The following is an 18942-nucleotide window of genomic DNA, read 5'->3' as shown; positions in this document are numbered from 1 at the left end:
TTCCTGAAGTTTGGCGTTGTTTACACGCCGGTGAAGCGGGAGAATCAGGTTAGTAATCTGGAGGAGAAGAAGTTTTACAAGTACTTGTCTGACTTTCGCAGGAGGATTGAGACTTTGTTTTCGAAGTTTTCTGAGTTTCTTCTGAGGCCGAGCAGGAGTGTTAGTTGAGGGGTTGGTTGTCAGGATTTTAGGGGCGATTCTGGCCGTGAATCTGGACAGATTATACAACTTCACAGGTGGTGGGAACTAGGGTAGGCATCTTTTCCGAATCTTTCAATGCCAACCCAACAAGGAAGGCTTCAAAAAGCCCAAAAATGCCAAAATCATATGCAGGTTGTCCAAAAATTGTATACGTGTAGTTGTTCACCTTGCCAAAAAGCGCTGCGACGTATTCTCGGGCACTTGGATTGAGGAGAAGAAGTTCAAATTTTCCAAATGGCATCCCCAGTGAAAAAAGCTTCTCATAAACCATGTAAGAGAATCCAGCTCTATAGAGTAAGCTCTGGACAAAGCCGAGCTTCCAAATGGGATATACGCTCTTCGTTGCGTAAAAGCGTGCCAAAAATGCTAAAGCGACCAGGGGGATACCAACTACCAAGAGCCGTTTGAGCTCCTTTTTCTCAGCCCTAAATAAGTAGGCTAAAAAAATCATGAGGGCATTGGTTCTGGATGTTGAAATTACTGCAAAAACTTCCCCCACGAGGAAAACAATAAGGCTTGGCCGGTATGCAATGAGCAAAGACGCAAAAAGGGCAGACGCGATGTAAAGTTCTTTTAAATTGCTGTATCTCGTCTGAGGGTTTAGAATGGGAATCACACCCTTCCACATCGCTAAAAGAGGGGGTATAACTAACAAAGCTATCCCAACATAGTAAGCGTGTTTGTGATATCTGCCGGTACTCCCTCTTAGAACATGCACCCCTCCCAAGAGGACGATTAAAGCGACCAGAACTCCAAAAATTCCCGCGGCTGAACTGGCTATAATGCCAAGGATTAGGTAAACATAAGCCCTCTCGAATGGGAGGTTAAACCTATTTTCGATGCTGTATCCCGAAAATACTGCCAGAGAAAATGTTAGAGCATAGAAAAACGCACCTGAACTAAACTCACCAAGGTAACCCCTAAAAATGAACTTTCCAAGCAGTGCAAGCGATAGGTAAGTGGCTAAAAAGAGGGCAAATATCCTGCCACTATCCAACTCTCGTCACCCTTATGGAGTATTTACCCCGTATCAGGGCGTAGAAGCCTATGAAAAAGAAGACATAAACCGGTAAATCCAGAACCCCCGTTTCAACGCCCACGATGCCATAGGCAAGAGTGGTGTAGTAAACCACCTTCAAAAGGAGGCTCTCAGCTTTGCTTATCATGCCATAATATATCCCGAGCAAAAAGCCCTCCAAAATTGAAAATACCCCAAAATCCAGGTACATGCCCCCCAAAAGCGTTGGGGTTATTGAAACACCTGTCTTGACGTACAAAAAGCGAGCCACTAAGTACCTTGGAGAATATCCGCCCAAGAAATACGACCTAATTCCCGCCCACTGGAGGTGGCCGTGATAGAAGCCATGCCAGGGGGCTCTGTCGATTATAACGTCTAAAACAGATGTCGTAGCTTGGATTCTAATGAGCTGACTGCTTATCGCATCTCCCCTCAAGAGAGCAATCCCAATAAGCCCGACCAAAATTAGGAGCGAAAAAGATACTAAATACTTTAAATCAAAGCTTCTCCTCTCGGAATAAGCGGCTCCTAATGCCAAGAAACTAACCAAAACTGGAGTTCTGTACCCGTATAATGCCACGAGAAGCGGGTAAGCAAGCGAGTATTTCTTCCCTTTTGAAAAAAGATATACACTGGATGGAACACCCAAAAAGTACGTCAAAGCCGTTAGGCGAGGATTTAATAAGTGCCTGGCTGACGAATCCAGAAGGGGCACCCTTCTAATCATAAATATCTGAAGCACGATCAAAAGTAGCGAGATTAAAAATGCCCAGACTAAGTGTTCCTCTTTTATGAATTTGAATTCTCTCTCTTTCCAAGGTATCTTTTCGCCTTTAAAAACCCCATAAGAAAAAGCTGCTGCAAAAAGTGTGCCTACTAAGAGAGTCTTATATGAAGCAATTCCCAAAGTTATGAAAGTCACGAAGAGGATGGGAATTAGGAGAGGGAGCCCTGGTCTCATGGGGTTTTCACCTCTAATAGCTTGAAGGGCAAGTTGCGTTCTTCTGAGTTCACGTAAAGTGTTCCGTACAGGTAAATCTCCTTATCTCCAATGTATTCCTCCAACATCCCAATTGGTACCATCCCGGCTGTTAAAATCACACCATCAGGGAGGGACTGCTTTACATCAATTGACCCATAAGTAAGGTAATCCACGGCATATTTGAGCTTCCCTATCTCTATTGGGTTGGTAAGCCCCTTTACAAAGATCATCCCGGAAAAGCGCTCGGAGTAGGAATCTACTTTGAGCTGCTCAATAACTTCACTGCACTTTCCGGTTATGGGTGGGAGCTCGTAAACATAAACGTTTCCCTTTACTTCAATTTCAATATGCTTCGCCATTATGTCTTCCTTTGTGGCAGAGGGGCCCCCTATAGTGAGCCTTTTCCCGTCCTTAACAATGTAAATTGTTGATCCGCTAACCGAAAAAAGCTCACCTTCCAAAGTTTTTCCGTCCACAGTTTCCACGAAAACGGTGACGTTAAACCCTTTTGTGACCAGATCGAAGCCTTCATTCGCAGCTTCGTAGATTTCTCCCCCTAGATAGTGGTCAGTATAATAATTGGCTACAAAGCCAAGAAGAGCTATTACAGCTATTAGCATGAAGACTTTCTTATTCGCCACACTTACCACCAAAATCCAGTGGAATTAAAAATTATAAAAGGCTTACCATGTTCTCAGAGATATTTTCCTAGATGGCTTCAGAAGGCGACGCTTCATCGATAGCACTACAAAAAATATAAATATGAAGATGTCAAAATTTTATTGATGTCAATGTTCTTCAAGCCAAGTGATGCTCCAAAAAATGCCATTGAGTTACTTGAAGAGCTTACCCCGTTAGTTGGTGGATTAGAGAACAGCAGCATAGCGGGGGTTATAACCACCGATGCTCTCGCTCAAAACCTGATTCAATACTCATCGATTGCAAATGCTTTGAATTCGGAGATTCCGACCTACTATCTAGAACCCACAAATGGGTTTTCCACAAAGCTGCTCAGCAAGTTCTCGGAGAAAAGCGAGAACATCTTAATGGGCAAGGTTTACACCCTGGGAGAGCTCCTAGATGCACTTGGGATGGTTCGTGATGACTCCTTTGTTTTTGTATCAAACTTTGGGGTCCTCGAGGAAATAGACAAAAAGGGCATGCTGGAGCTGAGAAAAATCGTTGATAGGAAGGGCATCTTTCTGGTGCTTTCTCACAATGCCCTTGAGATAAACGAACTCAACCTAATCTCCGAGTTTAGGAGACTTTTCTTCGTCCCGGAGCTTTTTGAATATCTTCTGGTCATGAGAGTCAGCGGCTATAGAGGGCACTACAGGCTAAATCTAACCGTTCTTAAAGCTCCCTCAGAATTTGTAAAGAATACTGGCGAACACAGCATACCCATAGACTCGAAGGTGAAGATGATTTTAGAATAGCTCGATGTATCCAATACCTAGAAAGTACCTTGCATAAACTGCAAGGAAAAACAGGGCGGAGACTATTCCGAGTGCTATGTAATCCCTTGCTTTCATCTTGATGTTATAGAGAAAAGTCCTCCTTTTGCTTGCTCCGAATGCTCTGCTTTCCAGAGCTATGCTGAGCTCATGGGCAGTTTTTATTGATGCAACTATCAGAGGGATTAAAATGGGGACTGTATTTTTAGCCCTCTGTATAAAGTTGCCCTTTTCAAGCTCAAGCCCTCTTGACTTTTGGGCGTCCATTATGGTCTGGGCCAGTATGTAGAGGGTTGGGATGTACCTGAGGGCTATTGTTAATGTAAGGCCAATCCCGTAGGGCATTCCCATTTTAATGAACCCAAGGATAAGATCCCTTTGGGGCGTTGTCATTATCAGGCCCAGAGTGAGCAGGGCAACCGAAAGAAGCCTTATTCCATAACCAAATCCTATAAAGAGGCCAAAATACCATGGTTTTAGAATAAACGGCCATATGACCATCGCAACTATGGAGATTGGGATGATAGGTTTGAGGGCTTTGAAGATTTCCTTAACCGTTATCTTTCCCAAGAGAACAAGGGTAGAAACTATCAGGAGGAAAATAGAGAAGAGCAAAAGGGGAGAGTTAAAGAGAATTAAAGCTACTATGCCAAAGAACGAACCGATTATCTTCACCCTTGGATCAAGCCGGTGGATGAGGGAGTCCCTTTCAAGGTACAGCGTGTACATCATGTTCTCATCTCCAAAGCCTTTACAAACTCCTCAACGTCTCTAACAAATCCTAAACCTGCTTTTTCGCTTATTTTGAGAAGTTTCGGCTTATCCAAGTCGTATTTTCTTAAATCGAGCTCAAAAAATTCCTCAACATCTCCATCAAAAACCTTCTGTCCTTGATACAGGAGCACAACTCTCTCTGCCAGCTCGAGAACCAAATCCATTTCGTGGGTTATTAAGAGTATCCCGTGCCCTTCTCTGTGAAGGTTTCTAATTATTTTCTTCACGCTTTCGGCATTTTTTTCATCGAGTCCTGTAGTTGGCTCGTCGAGGATTAGATATTTGGGCTTCATGGCCAATATACATGCTATTGCTAAACGCTGCTTTTCCCCACCGCTGAGGGAATAAGGGGAACGATCCTCATAACCCTCAAGGTTGACCTCTCTCAATGCCCACTTAACTCTCTCTTCAACCTCTTTCTCTGAGAGACCGAGATTTTTAGGGCCAAAGGCAACTTCCTTAAAGACGTTCTCCTCAAAGAACATATGCTCTGGATTCTGGAAAACGTAACCAACAACCCTCGCAAGCTCGGCGACACTATATTTCCTAGTGTCCATTCCGTCCACTATAACTTCGCCTTTTGTTGGCTTTAAAAGTCCGTTCAAGTGCTTTGCAAGGGTTGTTTTCCCAGAACCGTTGGGGCCAACCAGAGCTATAATCTCGTTTCCAAAAGTTAAACTAACCCCCTTGAGAGCTTCTTTTCTCCCTTCATAGACATGCCACAGATTCCTTACCTCTATCATCTTCCAAGAGTTTGATGTAATGCTTTAAAAAATTGCCCCTGCTGGCAAAAAATTTTAAAGCTAACAAAAGTTCCATAGGCAGGTGATAAAATGGAGGCTAGGGAAATAACCTATGCAGCACTCTTTGCAGCCTTAACTGCAGTTGGTGCTCAAATAGCGATTCCACTCGGCACTGTGCCAATAACGCTTCAAGTCTTGTTCGTTTTGCTAAGCGGTCTGATCTTGGGGGCGAAATTGGGCTTCTTAAGTCAGATAGTGTATCTCTTCATGGGTGCTATCGGGCTTCCTGTTTTTGCGAACTTCAGCGGAGGTCTCGCTTACATTTACGGCCCTACTGGAGGATACCTTATATCGTTCCCCCTTGCGGCGTTTTTAGCGGGGTTGGTGAGTGAAAAACGGAAAAGAATAACTGACTATGCTGTAGGCTCTGCAATAGGCATTTTGGTAATTTATCTTCTGGGCTGGTTGAGATTGGGACTTTTTATGGGAGGAGATTTTGAAAAGGCCTTTATGGTAGGGGTTGTTCCTTTTATCCCAATAGATGCTGTAAAAGGGGCCATAGCAGTTGTAATTGCAGACCGGATTCACAAGAGCATTAAAATTTAGAACCCCTTTTCAATATTTTCTTCCGCAAATTTAACGTCAAAGGCAGTCCTTACTTTAAAGAAACTCAGCGAAACCTTTGGATTTTTCTTGATAAGCTCCTCTATGCTGACCTTTTCATAATCGAGGTATTTTGAAATGCAGCTTAGCCTTCTCTCATTCTCGCTTAAGCATGTCTCAACGGCCTTTCTTAGGGCTCTTGCATTGTAAAACGCGTGGGTAACTTCAGGGCTCCCATCGGCCCAAACCGGGATTAAAGCATCTGCATCGGACTCATAAAATAACGTCGAAAGGTAATTCACTAAGAATGGCATCACCAGGGGCATGTTGCCTTCTACAAGGAAGACGTCCCCCGAAAATGGCAACGCTTTGTAAAGGGCTTCGAGCTTGTTTCTTGCACTTACACCAACGGGATTTGAAATATGGAGTGAAAACTTTCTCAACTGGTCTTTTCTGACTATTGTGATGACTTCATCAATTCTTTTTGCGCTTAAAAGTCTCCTCTCAACTATCCTTATCATAGGTTCTTCAAGTATTGGAGTCAAATAGTTTTCCCACTTTCTTTCCGGAAAGGCAAGTATATATGCCTGCATGGGTGGAGATAGAACAGGGGTTTTAAAAACCTTCTTGAGAAATTTATATGCAGGAGGAAAGAAAAGATGAAGGTAAAAATTAGGAAGGAACTTTTGGAGTATCTTTTACAGCTGGCAAGAGATTTTTATCCCAACGAATTCGGAGGATTTCTAAGAGAAAAGGACGGAATCTTTGAAGAAGTCTTGATAATCCCAAAGGGCCACTTTGGGAAGAGCTCTGTTTATTTTGACACTTGGCTGTTGCCGCACGATAAACACATAAAGGGAACGGTTCATTCTCATCCAGTCCCTTCTTCAAGGCCTTCTCTAGCAGATGTGGGCTTTTTCTCCAAATTCGGAGGGGTTCATATAATAATTGCATATCCTTTTGATGAAGAGAGTGTAAAAGCCTATGATAGTGAAGGAAGAGGAATCGAGATAGAGATAGTTGGGTGACATTAGAATTCATATGAGGGCGTGTTTAGTTTCACCCCCTGTTATTTAAACAGTATTTGACTCTGAGGAGGATTTTCAGACCATAACACATTACCCCAAGCAGGATTCGGGTTACAGTAGTCTTTTTCAGAAAACAGGGGATCCTACTGCCAAACCACGTTGTAAACGCACCCCAGAACCCCTCATGAGGATTCCTATGCCTGTACTCTTCTTCAGAAAACACTCTGTCTCTCTTCTTACTACCAAAACCACCTGGAGCGTTCTTAGTTTTCTTAACAATCGGCCGATAACCCTTTTCCACCACAGTGTTCAGAACTTTCTTTGAATCATAAGCCCCATCAGCATAAAAATTCCCAGAACCCCCCGGCAGGAGTTCAATCAGCTCGTTCTCAGAAGTTGTGATCTTCACAGCAACCGGATACAGTAAACCCGGCAGGATTCTCGTTATTGCCTGAACTTCTATCCTGCCCTTTTTTATTTGTATAATGGTTGAGTCTGCTTGAGTGCTGGCGTAGGGTAATTTCTGGAGTTTTTTCAGGAGGTGGTTTGTCAGTTCTTCGAGGTTCAGCTTTTTCTCCCAGTTGTGGAGGGTTGAGTAGTGAATGTTTGCTCCGAAGAATTTTCTGCCGTAGTGCTGGGCGTCTCTGAGGGGTAGGTTGTAGTATTGTTTAAAGAGGAGTATTGCCAGTATTGTTTTTACTGGAAATTTTTTGGATTTTGGCAGGTTCTTCAGCTTTCCTTCTGATTCGAAGTCTGCTAAAACGTCAAGAATTGCGAATGCCACGCTTTCAGGGTCTTTGAGTCTGTGATCCCATCTGGGGATCACGACAACCACCTGAAAGAATTCAGCAAAAACCCTAATAAAGGTTACTATAAACACGCCCATTCATATGAAAATTTTTATAAATGCTAATTTTCTTAGACCTTCCGGTGAGTATCCATGAAAGTTAGAGAACTCATTGAATCTCTAAACGAAAAGCAGAGAGCAACTGTACAAAAATGCTTGGCTTCATGTGAGATATTCGATTTAGATGAGGAAATTGAAACAGAGCTTTCCAGGGACCTAGTGGATTTCTTGAAGGTTTTATCAAATCCAATAAGGGCAGGAATAATAAAAATGCTCAAGAACAGGTGGATGTGCGTTTGCTTGATAGCAAAGGCACTGAACCAAGACCAGACTCTCATAAGCCACCACATTAGAACACTTAAAGAAATGAACCTTCTGCATGAGAGGAGAGAAGGAAAGCTTAGATTCTACAGAACAAACCTTGAGGAGCTTAAGAAATACGTTGAGATGCTGGAAAAAGAGCTCCTCTAAAACTTTAATTTTTAGTGGGTGAGGATTATGGAGCGGCTCCAGAGAGAGGTAGATAACGTGATAAAAAGCTTTGGTGGATACTGGGAGCCTTTTGAAATGCTGGGTGCAGTTGTTGAAGAGCTCGGAGAGCTGTCGAGAGAAATGCTGAAATTTGAGGGCATTAAAGAAAAAGGGGAAAAGCAGAAGGTCAAGGAAGAACTTGGTGATGTGTTGTTTGCCCTTTTGTGCATAGCGAACTACTATGAGATAGATGCAGAAGAAGCCCTCCTTGAGAGCATCTCCAAGTATTCCACAAGAGACAAAAATAGATGGAGTGACAAGAGCTGAATCCCTGCTACTTATTAGTCGATAAAATCCATATTCACTATCAATCTGGTACGGATTTTTCGAAAATGTTTATATAAATGAACAACGAAAATATATTAAGGTGGTTGTACATGAGGAAAAAAATTGACAAGTTTGATTTACAGATAATAAAACTGCTTTCAAAAAATGCAAGACTAAATTACAGACAGCTGGCTGAATATTTAAACACAACCCGTCAAAGAGTCTCAAGGCGCTTGGAGAGATTAGAAAAAGAGGGGATAATAAAGAAGTACACAATAATTCCGGATTTTGACAGACTTGGATACATATATGTGATACTAGGAATTACCCTAACCCCAGGAACTCCCTTGGAGGAGCAGATAGAAATTCTGAAAAATGATGAAGATGTTAAGGTGATAGAGAGAGCCATTGGGGCCCATAATCTGGTAGTTCACATTTTGGTGCCCAAAGACATGAAGGAAGTTGAGAAAAAAATAACGGAAATAACAGGGAAACTTAAAAACGTGGAGAAAGTTGACGTAACATTTGTGACAGAAGTTGTCAAATTTGAGCTCGTCTGAAAACTTTTCTTTTTTCGGCAATATGTGAAAGAAAAGCTAATAAACGCATGGACAAAAGAAGCAAGCAAAACAACCATAAGCGGTGAGCGTTCATGAATATCCCAATTATTGCAGCAATTGCACTATTAGGCGCTTTGGCATATAAGCTGAAGGCCCTCGACGGCAAAGGTGTCATGGCTGCGGTGCTTGTTGGAGCAGCAACCATCGTACTTGGAGGAATGTTCCCATTTTTAGCGCTACTTACCTTTGTCATACTTGGGGTTCTTGCTACGAAGTATCGTTTTGCAGAAAAGGCCAAAAAAGGAGTTGCCCAAGAAGGAAAAGGAACAAGAAGCTGGCAAAACGTTCTTGGAAATGGTCTTGCTGCTGTAATATTTTTACTAGTTGAATACTACACCAAGCAAGACCTCTTCCGGGCAGCTACGTTTTCCGCAATAGCGACTGCAAATGCGGACACTCTCGCCAGTGAGCTGGGGAAGATATTTGGTAAAGCTCCAAAGATGATAACAACCTTAAAGCCCGCAAATGTGGGGGAAAATGGGGCTGTATCATGGCAAGGTGAAATCATAGCCCTAATCGGGGCATTTATCATAAGCATTTTCGCTGTCTTTTTGACATCCCAAAAAATTGAAATGCTTCTTGCGGTAACACTTGCCGGGTTTGTGGGTTGTAACCTTGATAGCCTGCTCGGTGCAACGCTTGAAAACCGGGGAGTTATAAACAACCACCACACAAACTTTTTAGCTACCCTCATAGGGGGAATAATTGGGGCAGGTATTTTCCTCGCCCTGCTGTGATGAGATGGCGGATTGCTGAGTCGTGATGACGACCTTAGGATCTGAGCTACCCTTGCTCTTCCTTTTTCCTTAATTCTTCTTCGTAGACAGTCCAGAGGGCAATTAAAGCGGCTGGAATTCCGTGTTCTGTTGCAAAGGTCATGTAAGGTGCGAGATCAATGACATAGTCTGCGTATCTAAAAAGCCCTCTAGGGATACCTTCTCTTGACCCTATAAAAACAACCACTTCTTTTGCATAGTGTATGTCTTTTGCAAGGTTTTCTTTTACTTCAGAAACACTGTGCCCTTTTGGGTCGGTGATTATGAGCAACCTTTTGTTCCTCCTTTTGTCCCTTATGACCTGATAAAGGTCCCACACGCTAACTGGAACTTTTTCTACCTTCCAGGGGTACGCCTCCCGCTGAATCTGGTATCTGGACTCTTGGCCGACTTTTACCCCCTTTATGAATTCCATTAACTCATAAGCGTTCATTTTCTCTTTGGGTGCTATGATAAGCTCTCTAACTTCAAAAGCCTGGGCAGCTCTACCAATTTTCTCACCAAAATTCCTGCAAGCTGTGTAATCGCCCCAGTATGGCATCTGAACTATTGTAACTTTTTTAAAGAGCTTTCTTGCGTCTATTTTGTTAGGAGTAAATTTTTTCCACTCCTCTTTTCCGGTGATGGAGATGTAAGCTCTATCCCCAATGATTTCAACTAAAACAGTTTTATCGGGAAAAGTTAAGTCGACTTCGGCGTTTGTAAGCTCTTTTATTTTCCCCCCGAGAGCTACGTTGACGTCGACACTTGAGAACTTGTGGCTTCCTCGTCTCTTAGTTTTTACGGCAAAGCTCTCTCCTTCTTTTATGTGTGCTGCTATTTGTTCCGAAACACTTAAGATGTCTTCAATCGTGGCGGGCACTTCGAAGAGCACGGGAATGGCTCTCTCTATCTCAGGAATCTCAAAAAACTTTTGTTCTGCATCTTTATCTTCGGTTTCCACAAGAACAAGACCGGAATACCCATGAGGAGCTATCCAAACTTTAGCATCATCAAGAACATCCTTAATGTAATTGGCAGCAACGGCTTCCATTCCCCGTTGAGTTTTAATTAAAAACTTCATAAAAACCACCAAAAGCTAAGAGAAAAGAGAAATAATCAGGCCTCTGGTTCTGCAAGAACCTTTATCTTCCTTATCTCAGCCTTCTTAAGTGGGTATATCTTTCTGGCTTCCTTTGCTATCTCAGCGGCCATCTTTCCGTTAACTGCTTCCAGCACAAAGTCCGTGAAGTTGAGCTCTTCTGCCTTCTTGCGGATTATGTTCTCCATTATTTCTCTAATGGCTCTCTCCTGGCTTGTCTGGATTCTTCTTATTGCTATGACCATACCCATAACTCTGAGCTTGTAGCCGTCTTTTGTTGTTATGTTAAAGATACCGTCAATTCTTGTGGTTCTTCTCCTTACGAGGCTTCTTATGTAGCTTCTTGCAAGCTTGTGGCCCTTAAACTTTGTGTATGCATTTTGACCCTTAACGTCGTAAATCTGGAAGTAAAGCTTCACGTGGCCCTTTGTGAAGTCTCCTGTTAAGTCCTTTAGGGTAGTCTCAATAACTCTTCCCTTCACCTTTTCGGGGTCATCTGCAGGGGTTAGACCGATCTCCTTGCTTCCGAAAAATTCTGGAGCGTAGACTATATACCAATTCTTAAGCTTCCACTTATCCCTTGCAGCGGCAGCAACTTTCCTTGGGTTAGCTCTTGCCATCTTAACACCTCCAGTTTCATTTCTTTATGACATCTTCAGCGATCTTGATTGAAAACACCAAATCATCTAAAGCTACTATCAAGCTTTCAATCTCACCAAGGTATTTAACTTTTGTTATGACTCTACCATCTTCCCAGTAAGTTCTAAATTTAAAGTTTTCTGGTAGATTTAGATTGTCAATTTCAACGGCTTCGGCAATAGCCTTGGCCGTACTTTCATCCCCATACTCCCAGATTATCTCGGCATTGGCCTTAATTTTCATTTGTCTCACCGCTTGAGTTCTGCTCTCCAAGGAGTTTGTCTATTAGTTCAGTGAACTCATTTATTTTGTCCTTGGGAATCCTTATGCCTGCTGCTATCGCATGCCCTCCTCCTTCTCCTCCAAGAATCTCTGCAGCTTTTCTTAGGGCTTCTCCTAAGTCGTAGCCCTTTTCAAGTCCCTTCTTTGTTGTTCTGGCGGAACCTTTTACAAGCCCGTCCTCCTCACTGTCTGCTAAAACAATCACCGGCTTTTCAGACTTTGCAAGCTGAGCGTTTATCGCCATTGTTGCTGCTATCCCCACCATCGTGTCTTTAATGTTTTTGCCTGCGTAGAATATGTAAGCATGTTCTTTCTCAATTGCATTGCTCCAGTTTTGTATGAGGTATCTCCTCATCTCTATCTGCTCCCGCTTGTACTCCTCTACGAGCTTTAATGCTTCTTTGAATGCTTTTTCGTCCCCCAAGCATATTGCAACTCCTAAAGTGCCCATGTTAAGCCTTCCTGTAGCGTTTAGGAGGGTGGCAAATTCTCTTGCCTCGTGCCTTGGGTCTCCTTCTGGATAGAGCTTAATCAACACGACGTCACCGATAAGTCTGTCAACGTCTTCTTTGGAAGCATTGTTCTTAATCAAATGAATAACAAGGGCATCATGGAGCTTTCTTTTTTCCTCTTCTCTGAGTTGCCAGTATTTCATATCAGGATCAAAGCCCTTACTGCGCAGGAATTCTATTGCATTTCTGAGGTCTCCTGTTATACCCGGAAGTTCTGGATTTGATGCATAAGCGAGCATCTGAGCCAAAGTCCGGGTCTCTCTTCCAAAAAGCCTCAGCTCTTTGCGGAGTTCTATCAGGTCTAATTCCTTAGCATCTTCTATTATATCAAGATTCATTCCGTGAAACTGTCCATCGATTTCCTGCATGTCGCCGACTGCACCAACAAGAGCCAAGTAGCTCAGATCCTTGTTTCTTTCGTTTATTGCCTTTGCTACGAAGTAGGCCACGCCAGAACCGCTCAGGTCTCTAACGCTATCCGCCCCAAATTGTGTGGGGTTTACAAGTATGTGGTTTTCCTGCTCAATCTTACCGTCTTCTGGAGGATGATGGTCTGCTATAACAACACTGGCATCTTTTAGATATTTCTCAATCAGCTTTATAGACCCGCTTCCGAGATCGCTGAAAACATAAATTTTCTGCTTTTCTTCTGCAAGCTCTTTTAGTACGTCTTCTCCCAGTTGCTTCACTATGCTGAGATGAAAATCTGCCCCCTCCCTAGCAAGCGCTTTTGCCAAAATTGCACCGGCAGTTATGCCATCAGCATCCCTATGTGAGACAATACGGATAGTATGACCTAACTCAATGTGCATCTTTATTAGTTCGGCACCTTCCCTAACCTTCTCTAAAAATGCGCTCTTATCCATTATACCACCTTAAATAAGGAAAAAGGTGAAAATCAGCGGACGAGAAGCTTTGCCTGCTCTGGATCGTATCTCCACTTGGCTGGTAGCTTTCCTGTCTTTCTGTAATACTTCACAAGCCTTCTGATCTTGCTCTCAGTAAGCTGAAGACCCCTCATTGAATGGAGATCTTTGGGGTGCTGCTCGAGGTGCTTCCTGAGTTTGACTGCCTTTCTAATGAGGAACATTAAATCTTCCGGAATCTCAGGAGCAAGACCGTTCTCTTCGAGTATCTTGGTTATTTTCTTTCCAGTAATGAGTTTAACACTCGGAATTCCATATTGGTCTCTCAAAATAGTGCCTATCATAGCGGCACTATAACCTTCCTTTCTGAGCTTAACAACAAGGTTCTCGACTTCCTCGGCTGTATATTCCACCCATGTAGGTGGAGCAGTCCTCGGTGGCTTCTTTGATCCAGACTTTCCTCTTTTTCTTGCATGCAACCTTGCCATTTCCAACACCTCCCGGTGACGGCCAGCTACTGCCAGCCGCCCCTTATAAGATTGCCAATATTGGGTGGCAAGAGGTGCTTTAAAAAGTTTGCCCCTATGGTGGTTTACGTTTTTAAAAAATAAGTGAGAGGACAATCAGTATTCAAAATTCTTATTAACACCAAAAACAAAAATATGTTTTGAAGAGGGAGGGTCTGTTAATGAGAATTGAAATCAAACTCAAGCCTGAAAATAAGAATGCTATAGTGCCATTTAATTACAACGATGAAATTCATGATCAATTGCTTGAGAAGATTTTTCTTGCTGCGCCAGACTTAGCCGAGTTACTTCAAACAGAGTATAAAGACTATTTCACTTTTTCCAGAATAATGATTAGGGAAAGAGAAATTATCCCGGACAGAGGAATTAAAGTCCTTTCAGATGATATCTCACTTTATGTTTCATCTTCCCTCACCGAAATCATAAAGGCAATTGCAGAGGGATTTATCTCAAATCCTAACCTAAAGGTTGGGGAAGCATCCTTCTCTATGGCGGACATAAAAATACTCCGGGAGCCAAAGATAAGAGACGGGACACTTTTTTCGACGTTAAGCCCTATAGTCGTGAGGACGGCCAAGTTTGAAGATAACAAAGTAAAGACATGGGATCTTTATCCGAACAACGAAGGATTTCAAGACAAACTAAGAAAGATAATGCTTACGAAGTTTTCAGAGATAAATGGCAGGCTCCCAGAGAATACAGAGTTTCACCTTGATGTCATAAAGTTCAAACCCGTGAGGATAAAGGTGGGTAAGACATATTACAGGGGCTCTCTAATGGTTTTTCGGTATTATGGGTCGGAAGAAATAGCAAAGTTTGGATATGAAAACGGCTTTGGAGACAAAACCAGTTACGGTTTTGGGATGGTCAAAGTAATTGATGAAGAAGTAGAACAATAAAGCCTAAAATAACCTCTATCTCCCAGACCATAGCGACTAGCTGGGGTTCTTTTACTCTTTTCATCCTCATCAGCAAGCCCAGAAAGCTCAGGTAAGGTGGGGCTTTTAAAGTCCCATCTTCCAAAACTTCTGTTCGCCCCAACGGCCTGCCCTTGAATCGTATTTTCGATTTGAGGAGGAAATCCACAAAATGGGGTAACAGCAAAAACGCCGCAAAGATTTCAACTTTACCCAAAATGCCAATGAGCCCTATTAAAGCTCCAAGAGATAAAGTTCCTGTGTCCCCTGGAAAGATTTTAGCTGGATACCGGTTCCACCATAAAAATCCGAGGGCTATGGCACTTCCCGTAAATGCTAAAATTTGAGCATCCCCAGAAGTTATTAACCCCAAAAAGAAGAGGACTATAGCAGAAGTCCCAACTTCCAGCCCGTTGAATCCTGCAAGGAGGTTTACCAGATTGGCAGAGCCCGTTACGAAGAGCACTGCAAAGAGATAGTAGAGTAATCCAAGTTCAAAAGAAGCCAGCAAAATATTCAAATCTGTATCTAGGGACATCGAAATTATCGTTGACGAGACCAGCAAAGATAACAAAACTTTGTGGGACTGTTTAAGCTGGGTTGTGTCATCTATTATGCCCACAACTCCAAAGAGGAGAAACACAAGAAGAGCCTTTGCGAGAGTTTCATTTAAGAGAACGGTAAGGCTTAATGGCAGTACAAGCAGAAAAACAATGCCTCCCATTTCCGGAACTTCGGGTTTATCTGGTTTGTGGATGTCTTTTCCGACTATGCCGGCCTTTTTCATTAATGAACCTATATACGGAGTGAGGAAAATGGAAAAGATAAACCCTATAACAGGCGTTATCATTATAACCACCTAGGCTAGATTAAGCAAAGGCTTAATAACTCTTCCGCCGCTGGAAAGAATATCTCAGGGTGAAAAGCATGGACATCCAGTTAGTTGTCTTCGACCTCGATGGAACTCTCGTGGGTGCCTCAATGGGCTTTGACGAAGTAAAGGAGAGGCTAAGGGGGAGGCTAGAAAAGGAAGGGATATCTGCAGAGCTCATTGGCGATTTGACTCCTATGTACGAAACATTGATTGAGATATCCCGAGCTACTGGCATAGATTTTGAGTATCTGCACTCGTTTCTTGTTGAGCTGGAAGCTGAGAGAGCTAAAGACAGCTACTTGTTTGAAGGTTCCAGAGAGTTGCTGGAGCTTTTAAAAGAAAATGGGGTAAAAATCGCCCTTATGACTAGAAGCTCCAGAAAAGCCACGGAGTATATGTTAAAAAAACACGGCATAGAGAAGTTTTTTGACCTCATTGTTACCAGGGATGACGTGTCCCCTGAAGATGTTAAGCCAAATTCAGGACATTTAAAGGTGATACTGGACCATTTTGACGTTTCGCCAACGAAAACTATTGTAGTTGGAGACCATGGGTACGATTTACTTCCAGCAAGAGAGTTAGGGTGTTTAAGCGTGCTCATAACATCCAACGAAAGTGGAAGAATGAGCTTTAAAGTTGATGGGGATGCGAACTTTGAAGTTGCGACTATCAAAGAAGCTCTCGAGCTTTTCAAGCGTTTGCTTAAGACCTATGTTGTTGTACCTGCATACAACGAAGAGAAGACAATAAGCAACGTTCTGGAAAGCTTGCTTCAATATTTCAGGAGAGATGAAATTGTTGTCGTAAACGATGGGAGTAATGACGGAACGAGGGAAGTAGCTCGAGAAAAAGGCGTTGTTGTCTTGACGCACCTTGTAAACCGTGGACTGGGGGGAGCACTGGGGACGGGAATAAAATATGCCCTTCTCAAAGGGGCCGAGTTAATACTCACCTTCGATGCAGACGGCCAACATCTCGTTGATGACGCTTTAAGGGTAATGAAACCGGTTGCGGAGGGGAGAGCAGATTTTGCTGTGGGCTCGAGGTTAAAAGGTGACATAAGTGAAATGCCCTTCGTAAAGCGCTTTGGAAATTTTGTTCTTGATTTTATAACGGCAGTATTTGCCAGAAAATACGTTTCCGATTCCCAGAGTGGCTTGCGGTGCTTTAATAAGGAATGCGCATCCAAAATAAGAATAACGTGCGATAGATATGCTGTTTCAAGTGAAATAATAATCGAGGCTTCAAGAAACGGTTGCAGAATAGTTGAAGTCCCGATAAAAGCGGTTTACACCGAATACTCCAAAAAGAAAGGAACCAACGTTTTAGAGGGAGTGAAGATAGCCTTTAATTTGTTGTTAGATAAGATGAGGTGATAAAAATGTATGCCGTGCAATACATCGCCGTTATAATTATTTTAGCTCTTATAACATATGTACTTGGAAAATATGGGAGAAAAGAGCTTGACTGGCAGGATTTTGTGTTCTGGGGGGCCTTGCTTTTCATAATGCTGGTGATTTCCCTGAAACCTGTGGAGATCTCCATGGCAATAAAAAACATCCTTGGCCTTGGAAGGGGTCTAGATGCATTGTTTGTGGCCGCTATAGGTCTCAGCTACCTGCTGCTGTTTAGGCTTTACCTCGCAATAGATAGAGCTGAAAGGGAAATAACTGAACTGACGCGTCAGATTGCAATAGAACTTCGGGAGATTAGGGAAATGTTAGAAAAACTGGAAAAGACTTAATCCTTTCCAAAAAGCTCTTCCAGAAACACCTTAACTCTCTCTTTGGGGACTTTAAACTGTCTTATCTTTACAATTCCTTTTTCCTGGGCTTCTTTCAGCAAAATTTCAGTTGCCTTATTTGGATACATCTCTTCATAGACTATTTCTTTGATTCCAGCGTTTACGAGGAGCTTAAAGCAGACGTCGCATGGAAAATGGGTAACATAAAGAGTGGCCCCTTCAAGACTTATACCCTTTCTGGCTGCCATCGCTATGACGTTTTGCTCCGCATGTACGGCTCTACGACAGTGGCCATCCGCTATCAAGCAGCCCACATCGATACAGTGATCCATATTCCTCGGAGCCCCGTTATAACCCGTTGCTAGAATGTAGCCGTCTTTTACGGCAACTGCTCCCACTCTAAGCCTTGGACATGTAGCCCTTAGACTTACAAGCTTTGCAATGAGCATGAAGTACTCATCTTTCGTGGGGCGTATTCTCTTGATGTGCTCTGCTCTCTCTTTATTCAGAACTATTTCCACTTGCATGGCACCACCAAATAAAAAAGAAACAATAAGGTTAAAAGAGTTTTTCATCAGTTGAGAATTCTCTCCCTGAGATTCATCGCTTCAACTTCTGCAATAATTCTCCATATTCTCTCTTCATAACTTGGGTGCGTATCAAAGATCGATCTCTGATGGGGCCTTTCTATCTCAGGCTCTATAGACGGAAATGCGGACTCCTTAACTTCAATTCTCAGATCCTCATAGTACTTGAGTTCTTCGAGGGCCCTCTTTAGGGCTAGAGGGGTGGATATTATACGTAGTGCCGCTTCATCGGCTTTAAACTCCCTCTGCTTTAAATAATCAGACCTGAGCACCTCGTAGAGAAGGTAAAACGTGAAAGATACCAGTGAAACTAATGCTTCCTGGGAGATCAGGGAATTCAAAAGGGCTAACGCAAACATGAAGTACCTCCCATAAGAAACAAGTGGAAAGAGGATGGTATCTTTATTTTTTATATGGCCTATTTCATGAGCAGCAACCGCGAGAATTTCTTCTTCATCAAGAACTTCAAACAGCCCCATAGAAAGCACAATTGAATTTCTGAAAGAATAGGCATTTGGTATGTAGTCGTCCAATATATAAATTTCGGGCGTTGTTATCCCTGCTTTGTTTGCCATTCTTACTATCCCTTCATAAAGCCATGGCATATCATCAGGGGAAAGCTTTCTATGCTCTCCCCTTAAGATCCTCGTAATAGTCCACAAACCCTAGTTCCCATTAGATCGTTAGAGTTATAAGCACTTAAGTCTTTTGGTTGATTGGTGGTTGTTATGAACTTTCAGCAGGAAATCCTGATCATAAAATCCGAAATCTATCCGATAATCAGCAAACACTACCCGAAAACACTCACAGGGAAATAATCAGCCTCTACGACCTAATAACCTTCGCAATACTAGCACACTTGCACTTTAACGGAGTTTACAAGCACGCTTACAGAGTCCTAATCGAAGAAATGAAGCTGTTCCCCAAAATCAGGTACAACAAACTAACAGAACGCTTGAACAGGCACGAAAACTCCTGCTCCTAGCGCAGGAAGAATTATTCAAAAACACGCCAGAGAATACGTTAGAATACTGGACTCAAAGCCCATTCAGACCAAGGAGTTGGCCAG

At 42.8% G+C, this 18942-nt stretch carries 25 protein-coding genes and 2 pseudogenes; 12 read left to right on the top strand and 15 right to left on the bottom strand.

What is annotated here, in order from left to right; genetic code table 11:
- Positions 1-250, top strand: a pseudogene (locus THEPK_RS08260) (IS982 family transposase); the annotation flags it as partial.
- Here THEPK_RS08260 and THEPK_RS08255 read toward each other — a convergent pair.
- From THEPK_RS08255 to THEPK_RS08245, 3 genes are read right to left on the bottom strand one after another with little or no spacing between them, the layout of a single operon-like run.
- Entirely contained in the window at positions 221-1198 is a 978-nt protein-coding gene (locus THEPK_RS08255) for a hypothetical protein (RefSeq protein WP_042700910.1), read from the bottom strand. The pseudogene THEPK_RS08260 and the gene THEPK_RS08255 sit on opposite strands and share 30 nt — an antisense overlap.
- Complete coding sequence (locus THEPK_RS08250; RefSeq protein ID WP_042700907.1) at positions 1191-2180, bottom strand: hypothetical protein; 990 nt, start codon at positions 2178-2180, stop codon at positions 1191-1193. Before THEPK_RS08250 ends, THEPK_RS08255 begins: the two co-directional genes overlap by 8 nt.
- Positions 2177-2842, bottom strand: a complete 666-nt coding sequence (locus THEPK_RS08245; protein WP_083965061.1) for a hypothetical protein — start codon at positions 2840-2842, stop codon at positions 2177-2179. Before THEPK_RS08245 ends, THEPK_RS08250 begins: the two co-directional genes overlap by 4 nt.
- Positions 2843-2986: 144 nt before the next feature.
- Between THEPK_RS08245 and THEPK_RS08240 the strand changes: the two genes are divergently transcribed.
- Entirely contained in the window at positions 2987-3637 is a 651-nt protein-coding gene (locus tag THEPK_RS08240; protein ID WP_225807744.1) for a hypothetical protein, read from the top strand.
- On the opposite strand, the gene THEPK_RS08235 is transcribed toward THEPK_RS08240, so the two are convergent.
- On the bottom strand, positions 3629-4387 hold the full coding sequence (locus THEPK_RS08235) for an energy-coupling factor transporter transmembrane component T family protein (protein WP_042700902.1): 759 nt from the start codon (positions 4385-4387) through the stop codon (positions 3629-3631). The genes THEPK_RS08240 and THEPK_RS08235 overlap by 9 nt on opposite strands.
- Entirely contained in the window at positions 4384-5172 is a 789-nt protein-coding gene (locus THEPK_RS08230; protein WP_042700899.1) for an energy-coupling factor ABC transporter ATP-binding protein, read from the bottom strand. The genes THEPK_RS08235 and THEPK_RS08230 overlap by 4 nt, the downstream gene beginning before the upstream one ends.
- Before the next feature lie 90 nt (positions 5173-5262).
- Here THEPK_RS08230 and THEPK_RS08225 point away from each other — a divergent pair, with 90 nt between their 5' ends.
- Positions 5263-5778 (top strand): biotin transporter BioY, encoded by a 516-nt coding sequence (locus tag THEPK_RS08225; RefSeq protein WP_042700896.1) that lies wholly within the window; start codon positions 5263-5265, stop codon positions 5776-5778.
- On the opposite strand, the gene THEPK_RS08220 is transcribed toward THEPK_RS08225, so the two are convergent.
- The gene (locus tag THEPK_RS08220) at positions 5775-6368 is read right to left on the bottom strand and encodes a nucleotidyltransferase family protein (protein WP_042700893.1); all 594 of its coding nucleotides are present in this window, start codon (positions 6366-6368) and stop codon (positions 5775-5777) included. The two genes, THEPK_RS08225 and THEPK_RS08220, sit on opposite strands and share 4 nt — an antisense overlap.
- Before the next feature lie 66 nt (positions 6369-6434).
- On the opposite strand from THEPK_RS08220, the gene THEPK_RS08215 reads away from it, so the two are divergent.
- On the top strand, positions 6435-6803 hold the full coding sequence (locus THEPK_RS08215; protein WP_042700890.1) for a Mov34/MPN/PAD-1 family protein: 369 nt from the start codon (positions 6435-6437) through the stop codon (positions 6801-6803).
- A gap of 31 nt (positions 6804-6834) precedes the next feature.
- Here the strand turns inward: THEPK_RS08215 and THEPK_RS08210 are convergent, their stop codons facing one another.
- Positions 6835-7683: a hypothetical protein gene (locus THEPK_RS08210; RefSeq protein WP_156882171.1), complete on the bottom strand. Its 849-nt coding sequence runs from the start codon at positions 7681-7683 to the stop codon at positions 6835-6837.
- Positions 7684-7743: 60 nt separating this feature from the next.
- Between THEPK_RS08210 and THEPK_RS08205 the strand changes: the two genes are divergently transcribed.
- From THEPK_RS08205 to THEPK_RS08190, 4 genes are all read left to right on the top strand, one after another.
- A complete protein-coding gene (locus THEPK_RS08205; protein ID WP_042700884.1) occupies positions 7744-8121 on the top strand; it encodes an ArsR/SmtB family transcription factor in 378 nt (125 codons plus the stop codon).
- Positions 8122-8148: 27 nt separating this feature from the next.
- Entirely contained in the window at positions 8149-8448 is a 300-nt protein-coding gene (locus THEPK_RS08200) for a MazG nucleotide pyrophosphohydrolase domain-containing protein (RefSeq protein ID WP_042700881.1), read from the top strand.
- 110 nt (positions 8449-8558) lie between these two features.
- Complete coding sequence (locus THEPK_RS08195; RefSeq protein WP_042700878.1) at positions 8559-9008, top strand: Lrp/AsnC family transcriptional regulator; 450 nt, start codon at positions 8559-8561, stop codon at positions 9006-9008.
- A gap of 92 nt (positions 9009-9100) precedes the next feature.
- Complete coding sequence (locus THEPK_RS08190; RefSeq protein ID WP_042700876.1) at positions 9101-9805, top strand: DUF92 domain-containing protein; 705 nt, start codon at positions 9101-9103, stop codon at positions 9803-9805.
- A gap of 46 nt (positions 9806-9851) precedes the next feature.
- Here THEPK_RS08190 and THEPK_RS08185 read toward each other — a convergent pair whose 3' ends face one another.
- Genes THEPK_RS08185 through THEPK_RS08165 form a run of 5 tightly spaced genes read right to left on the bottom strand, consistent with a single transcriptional unit; the run spans position 9852 to position 13712 of the window.
- Entirely contained in the window at positions 9852-10907 is a 1056-nt protein-coding gene (locus tag THEPK_RS08185; RefSeq protein ID WP_042700873.1) for an SPOUT family RNA methylase, read from the bottom strand.
- A gap of 35 nt (positions 10908-10942) precedes the next feature.
- Positions 10943-11545: a 30S ribosomal protein S3ae gene (locus THEPK_RS08180; protein ID WP_042700870.1), complete on the bottom strand. Its 603-nt coding sequence runs from the start codon at positions 11543-11545 to the stop codon at positions 10943-10945.
- A 16-nt stretch (positions 11546-11561) separates the two neighbouring features.
- Entirely contained in the window at positions 11562-11807 is a 246-nt protein-coding gene (locus THEPK_RS08175) for a KEOPS complex subunit Pcc1 (protein WP_042700868.1), read from the bottom strand.
- Positions 11797-13224: a DHHA1 domain-containing protein gene (locus THEPK_RS08170; protein WP_042700865.1), complete on the bottom strand. Its 1428-nt coding sequence runs from the start codon at positions 13222-13224 to the stop codon at positions 11797-11799. The genes THEPK_RS08175 and THEPK_RS08170 overlap by 11 nt, the downstream gene beginning before the upstream one ends.
- A gap of 32 nt (positions 13225-13256) precedes the next feature.
- Complete coding sequence (locus THEPK_RS08165) at positions 13257-13712, bottom strand: 30S ribosomal protein S15 (RefSeq protein ID WP_042700862.1); 456 nt, start codon at positions 13710-13712, stop codon at positions 13257-13259.
- Between the two features lie 200 nt (positions 13713-13912).
- On the opposite strand from THEPK_RS08165, the gene cas6 reads away from it, so the two are divergent.
- The gene (gene cas6 / locus THEPK_RS08160) at positions 13913-14650 is read left to right on the top strand and encodes a CRISPR-associated endoribonuclease Cas6 (RefSeq protein WP_042700860.1); all 738 of its coding nucleotides are present in this window, start codon (positions 13913-13915) and stop codon (positions 14648-14650) included.
- Here the strand turns inward: cas6 and THEPK_RS08155 are convergent.
- Positions 14619-15518: an MraY family glycosyltransferase gene (locus THEPK_RS08155; protein WP_042700857.1), complete on the bottom strand. Its 900-nt coding sequence runs from the start codon at positions 15516-15518 to the stop codon at positions 14619-14621. The two genes, cas6 and THEPK_RS08155, sit on opposite strands and share 32 nt — an antisense overlap.
- A gap of 77 nt (positions 15519-15595) precedes the next feature.
- Between THEPK_RS08155 and THEPK_RS08150 the strand changes: the two genes are divergently transcribed.
- Complete coding sequence (locus THEPK_RS08150; protein WP_042700855.1) at positions 15596-16918, top strand: glycosyltransferase; 1323 nt, start codon at positions 15596-15598, stop codon at positions 16916-16918.
- Positions 16919-16923: 5 nt separating this feature from the next.
- Positions 16924-17286 carry a DUF2304 domain-containing protein gene (locus THEPK_RS08145; RefSeq protein ID WP_042700853.1) on the top strand — a complete coding sequence of 121 codons (363 nt, stop codon included), beginning with the start codon at positions 16924-16926 and terminating at the stop codon, positions 17284-17286.
- Here the strand turns inward: THEPK_RS08145 and THEPK_RS08140 are convergent.
- Positions 17283-17813: a deoxycytidylate deaminase gene (locus THEPK_RS08140; protein ID WP_042700850.1), complete on the bottom strand. Its 531-nt coding sequence runs from the start codon at positions 17811-17813 to the stop codon at positions 17283-17285. The genes THEPK_RS08145 and THEPK_RS08140 overlap by 4 nt on opposite strands.
- A 47-nt stretch (positions 17814-17860) precedes the next feature.
- Positions 17861-18478, bottom strand: coding sequence for a M48 family metallopeptidase (locus THEPK_RS08135; RefSeq protein ID WP_083965060.1), 618 nt, complete (start codon positions 18476-18478; stop codon positions 17861-17863).
- Between the two features lie 114 nt (positions 18479-18592).
- On the opposite strand from THEPK_RS08135, the pseudogene THEPK_RS08130 reads away from it, so the two are divergent.
- A pseudogene (locus tag THEPK_RS08130) lies at positions 18593-18942 on the top strand (IS982 family transposase); the annotation flags it as partial.

Origin of the sequence: Thermococcus sp. PK (assembly GCF_000430485.1) — an archaeon.
Classification (GTDB): domain Archaea; phylum Methanobacteriota_B; class Thermococci; order Thermococcales; family Thermococcaceae; genus Thermococcus_A; species Thermococcus_A bergensis.
The sequence above is the reverse complement of the archived record's forward strand: the minus strand, read 5'-3'. Positions and strand labels throughout refer to the sequence as shown.

What these genes read in the sequence shown, in the direction of transcription:
- THEPK_RS08190 (WP_042700876.1), top strand. Translation starts at nt 9,101, where the DNA reads ATGAATATCCCAATTATTGCAGCAATTGCACTATTAGGCGCTTTGGCA.
- THEPK_RS08145 (WP_042700853.1), top strand. Translation starts at nt 16,924, where the DNA reads ATGTATGCCGTGCAATACATCGCCGTTATAATTATTTTAGCTCTTATA.
- THEPK_RS08170 (WP_042700865.1), bottom strand. Translation starts at nt 13,224, where the DNA reads ATGGATAAGAGCGCATTTTTAGAGAAGGTTAGGGAAGGTGCCGAACTA.
- THEPK_RS08185 (WP_042700873.1), bottom strand. Translation starts at nt 10,907, where the DNA reads ATGAAGTTTTTAATTAAAACTCAACGGGGAATGGAAGCCGTTGCTGCC.
- THEPK_RS08235 (WP_042700902.1), bottom strand. Translation starts at nt 4,387, where the DNA reads ATGATGTACACGCTGTACCTTGAAAGGGACTCCCTCATCCACCGGCTT.
- THEPK_RS08165 (WP_042700862.1), bottom strand. Translation starts at nt 13,712, where the DNA reads ATGGCAAGGTTGCATGCAAGAAAAAGAGGAAAGTCTGGATCAAAGAAG.
- THEPK_RS08215 (WP_042700890.1), top strand. Translation starts at nt 6,435, where the DNA reads ATGAAGGTAAAAATTAGGAAGGAACTTTTGGAGTATCTTTTACAGCTG.
- THEPK_RS08175 (WP_042700868.1), bottom strand. Translation starts at nt 11,807, where the DNA reads ATGAAAATTAAGGCCAATGCCGAGATAATCTGGGAGTATGGGGATGAA.
- THEPK_RS08150 (WP_042700855.1), top strand. Translation starts at nt 15,596, where the DNA reads ATGGACATCCAGTTAGTTGTCTTCGACCTCGATGGAACTCTCGTGGGT.
- THEPK_RS08240 (WP_225807744.1), top strand. Translation starts at nt 2,987, where the DNA reads ATGTCAATGTTCTTCAAGCCAAGTGATGCTCCAAAAAATGCCATTGAG.
- THEPK_RS08180 (WP_042700870.1), bottom strand. Translation starts at nt 11,545, where the DNA reads ATGGCAAGAGCTAACCCAAGGAAAGTTGCTGCCGCTGCAAGGGATAAG.
- THEPK_RS08225 (WP_042700896.1), top strand. Translation starts at nt 5,263, where the DNA reads ATGGAGGCTAGGGAAATAACCTATGCAGCACTCTTTGCAGCCTTAACT.
- THEPK_RS08140 (WP_042700850.1), bottom strand. Translation starts at nt 17,813, where the DNA reads ATGCAAGTGGAAATAGTTCTGAATAAAGAGAGAGCAGAGCACATCAAG.
- THEPK_RS08135 (WP_083965060.1), bottom strand. Translation starts at nt 18,478, where the DNA reads ATGCCATGGCTTTATGAAGGGATAGTAAGAATGGCAAACAAAGCAGGG.
- THEPK_RS08205 (WP_042700884.1), top strand. Translation starts at nt 7,744, where the DNA reads ATGAAAGTTAGAGAACTCATTGAATCTCTAAACGAAAAGCAGAGAGCA.
- THEPK_RS08200 (WP_042700881.1), top strand. Translation starts at nt 8,149, where the DNA reads ATGGAGCGGCTCCAGAGAGAGGTAGATAACGTGATAAAAAGCTTTGGT.
- cas6 (WP_042700860.1), top strand. Translation starts at nt 13,913, where the DNA reads ATGAGAATTGAAATCAAACTCAAGCCTGAAAATAAGAATGCTATAGTG.
- THEPK_RS08195 (WP_042700878.1), top strand. Translation starts at nt 8,559, where the DNA reads ATGAGGAAAAAAATTGACAAGTTTGATTTACAGATAATAAAACTGCTT.
- THEPK_RS08250 (WP_042700907.1), bottom strand. Translation starts at nt 2,180, where the DNA reads ATGAGACCAGGGCTCCCTCTCCTAATTCCCATCCTCTTCGTGACTTTC.
- THEPK_RS08155 (WP_042700857.1), bottom strand. Translation starts at nt 15,518, where the DNA reads ATGATAACGCCTGTTATAGGGTTTATCTTTTCCATTTTCCTCACTCCG.
- THEPK_RS08230 (WP_042700899.1), bottom strand. Translation starts at nt 5,172, where the DNA reads ATGATAGAGGTAAGGAATCTGTGGCATGTCTATGAAGGGAGAAAAGAA.
- THEPK_RS08220 (WP_042700893.1), bottom strand. Translation starts at nt 6,368, where the DNA reads ATGCAGGCATATATACTTGCCTTTCCGGAAAGAAAGTGGGAAAACTAT.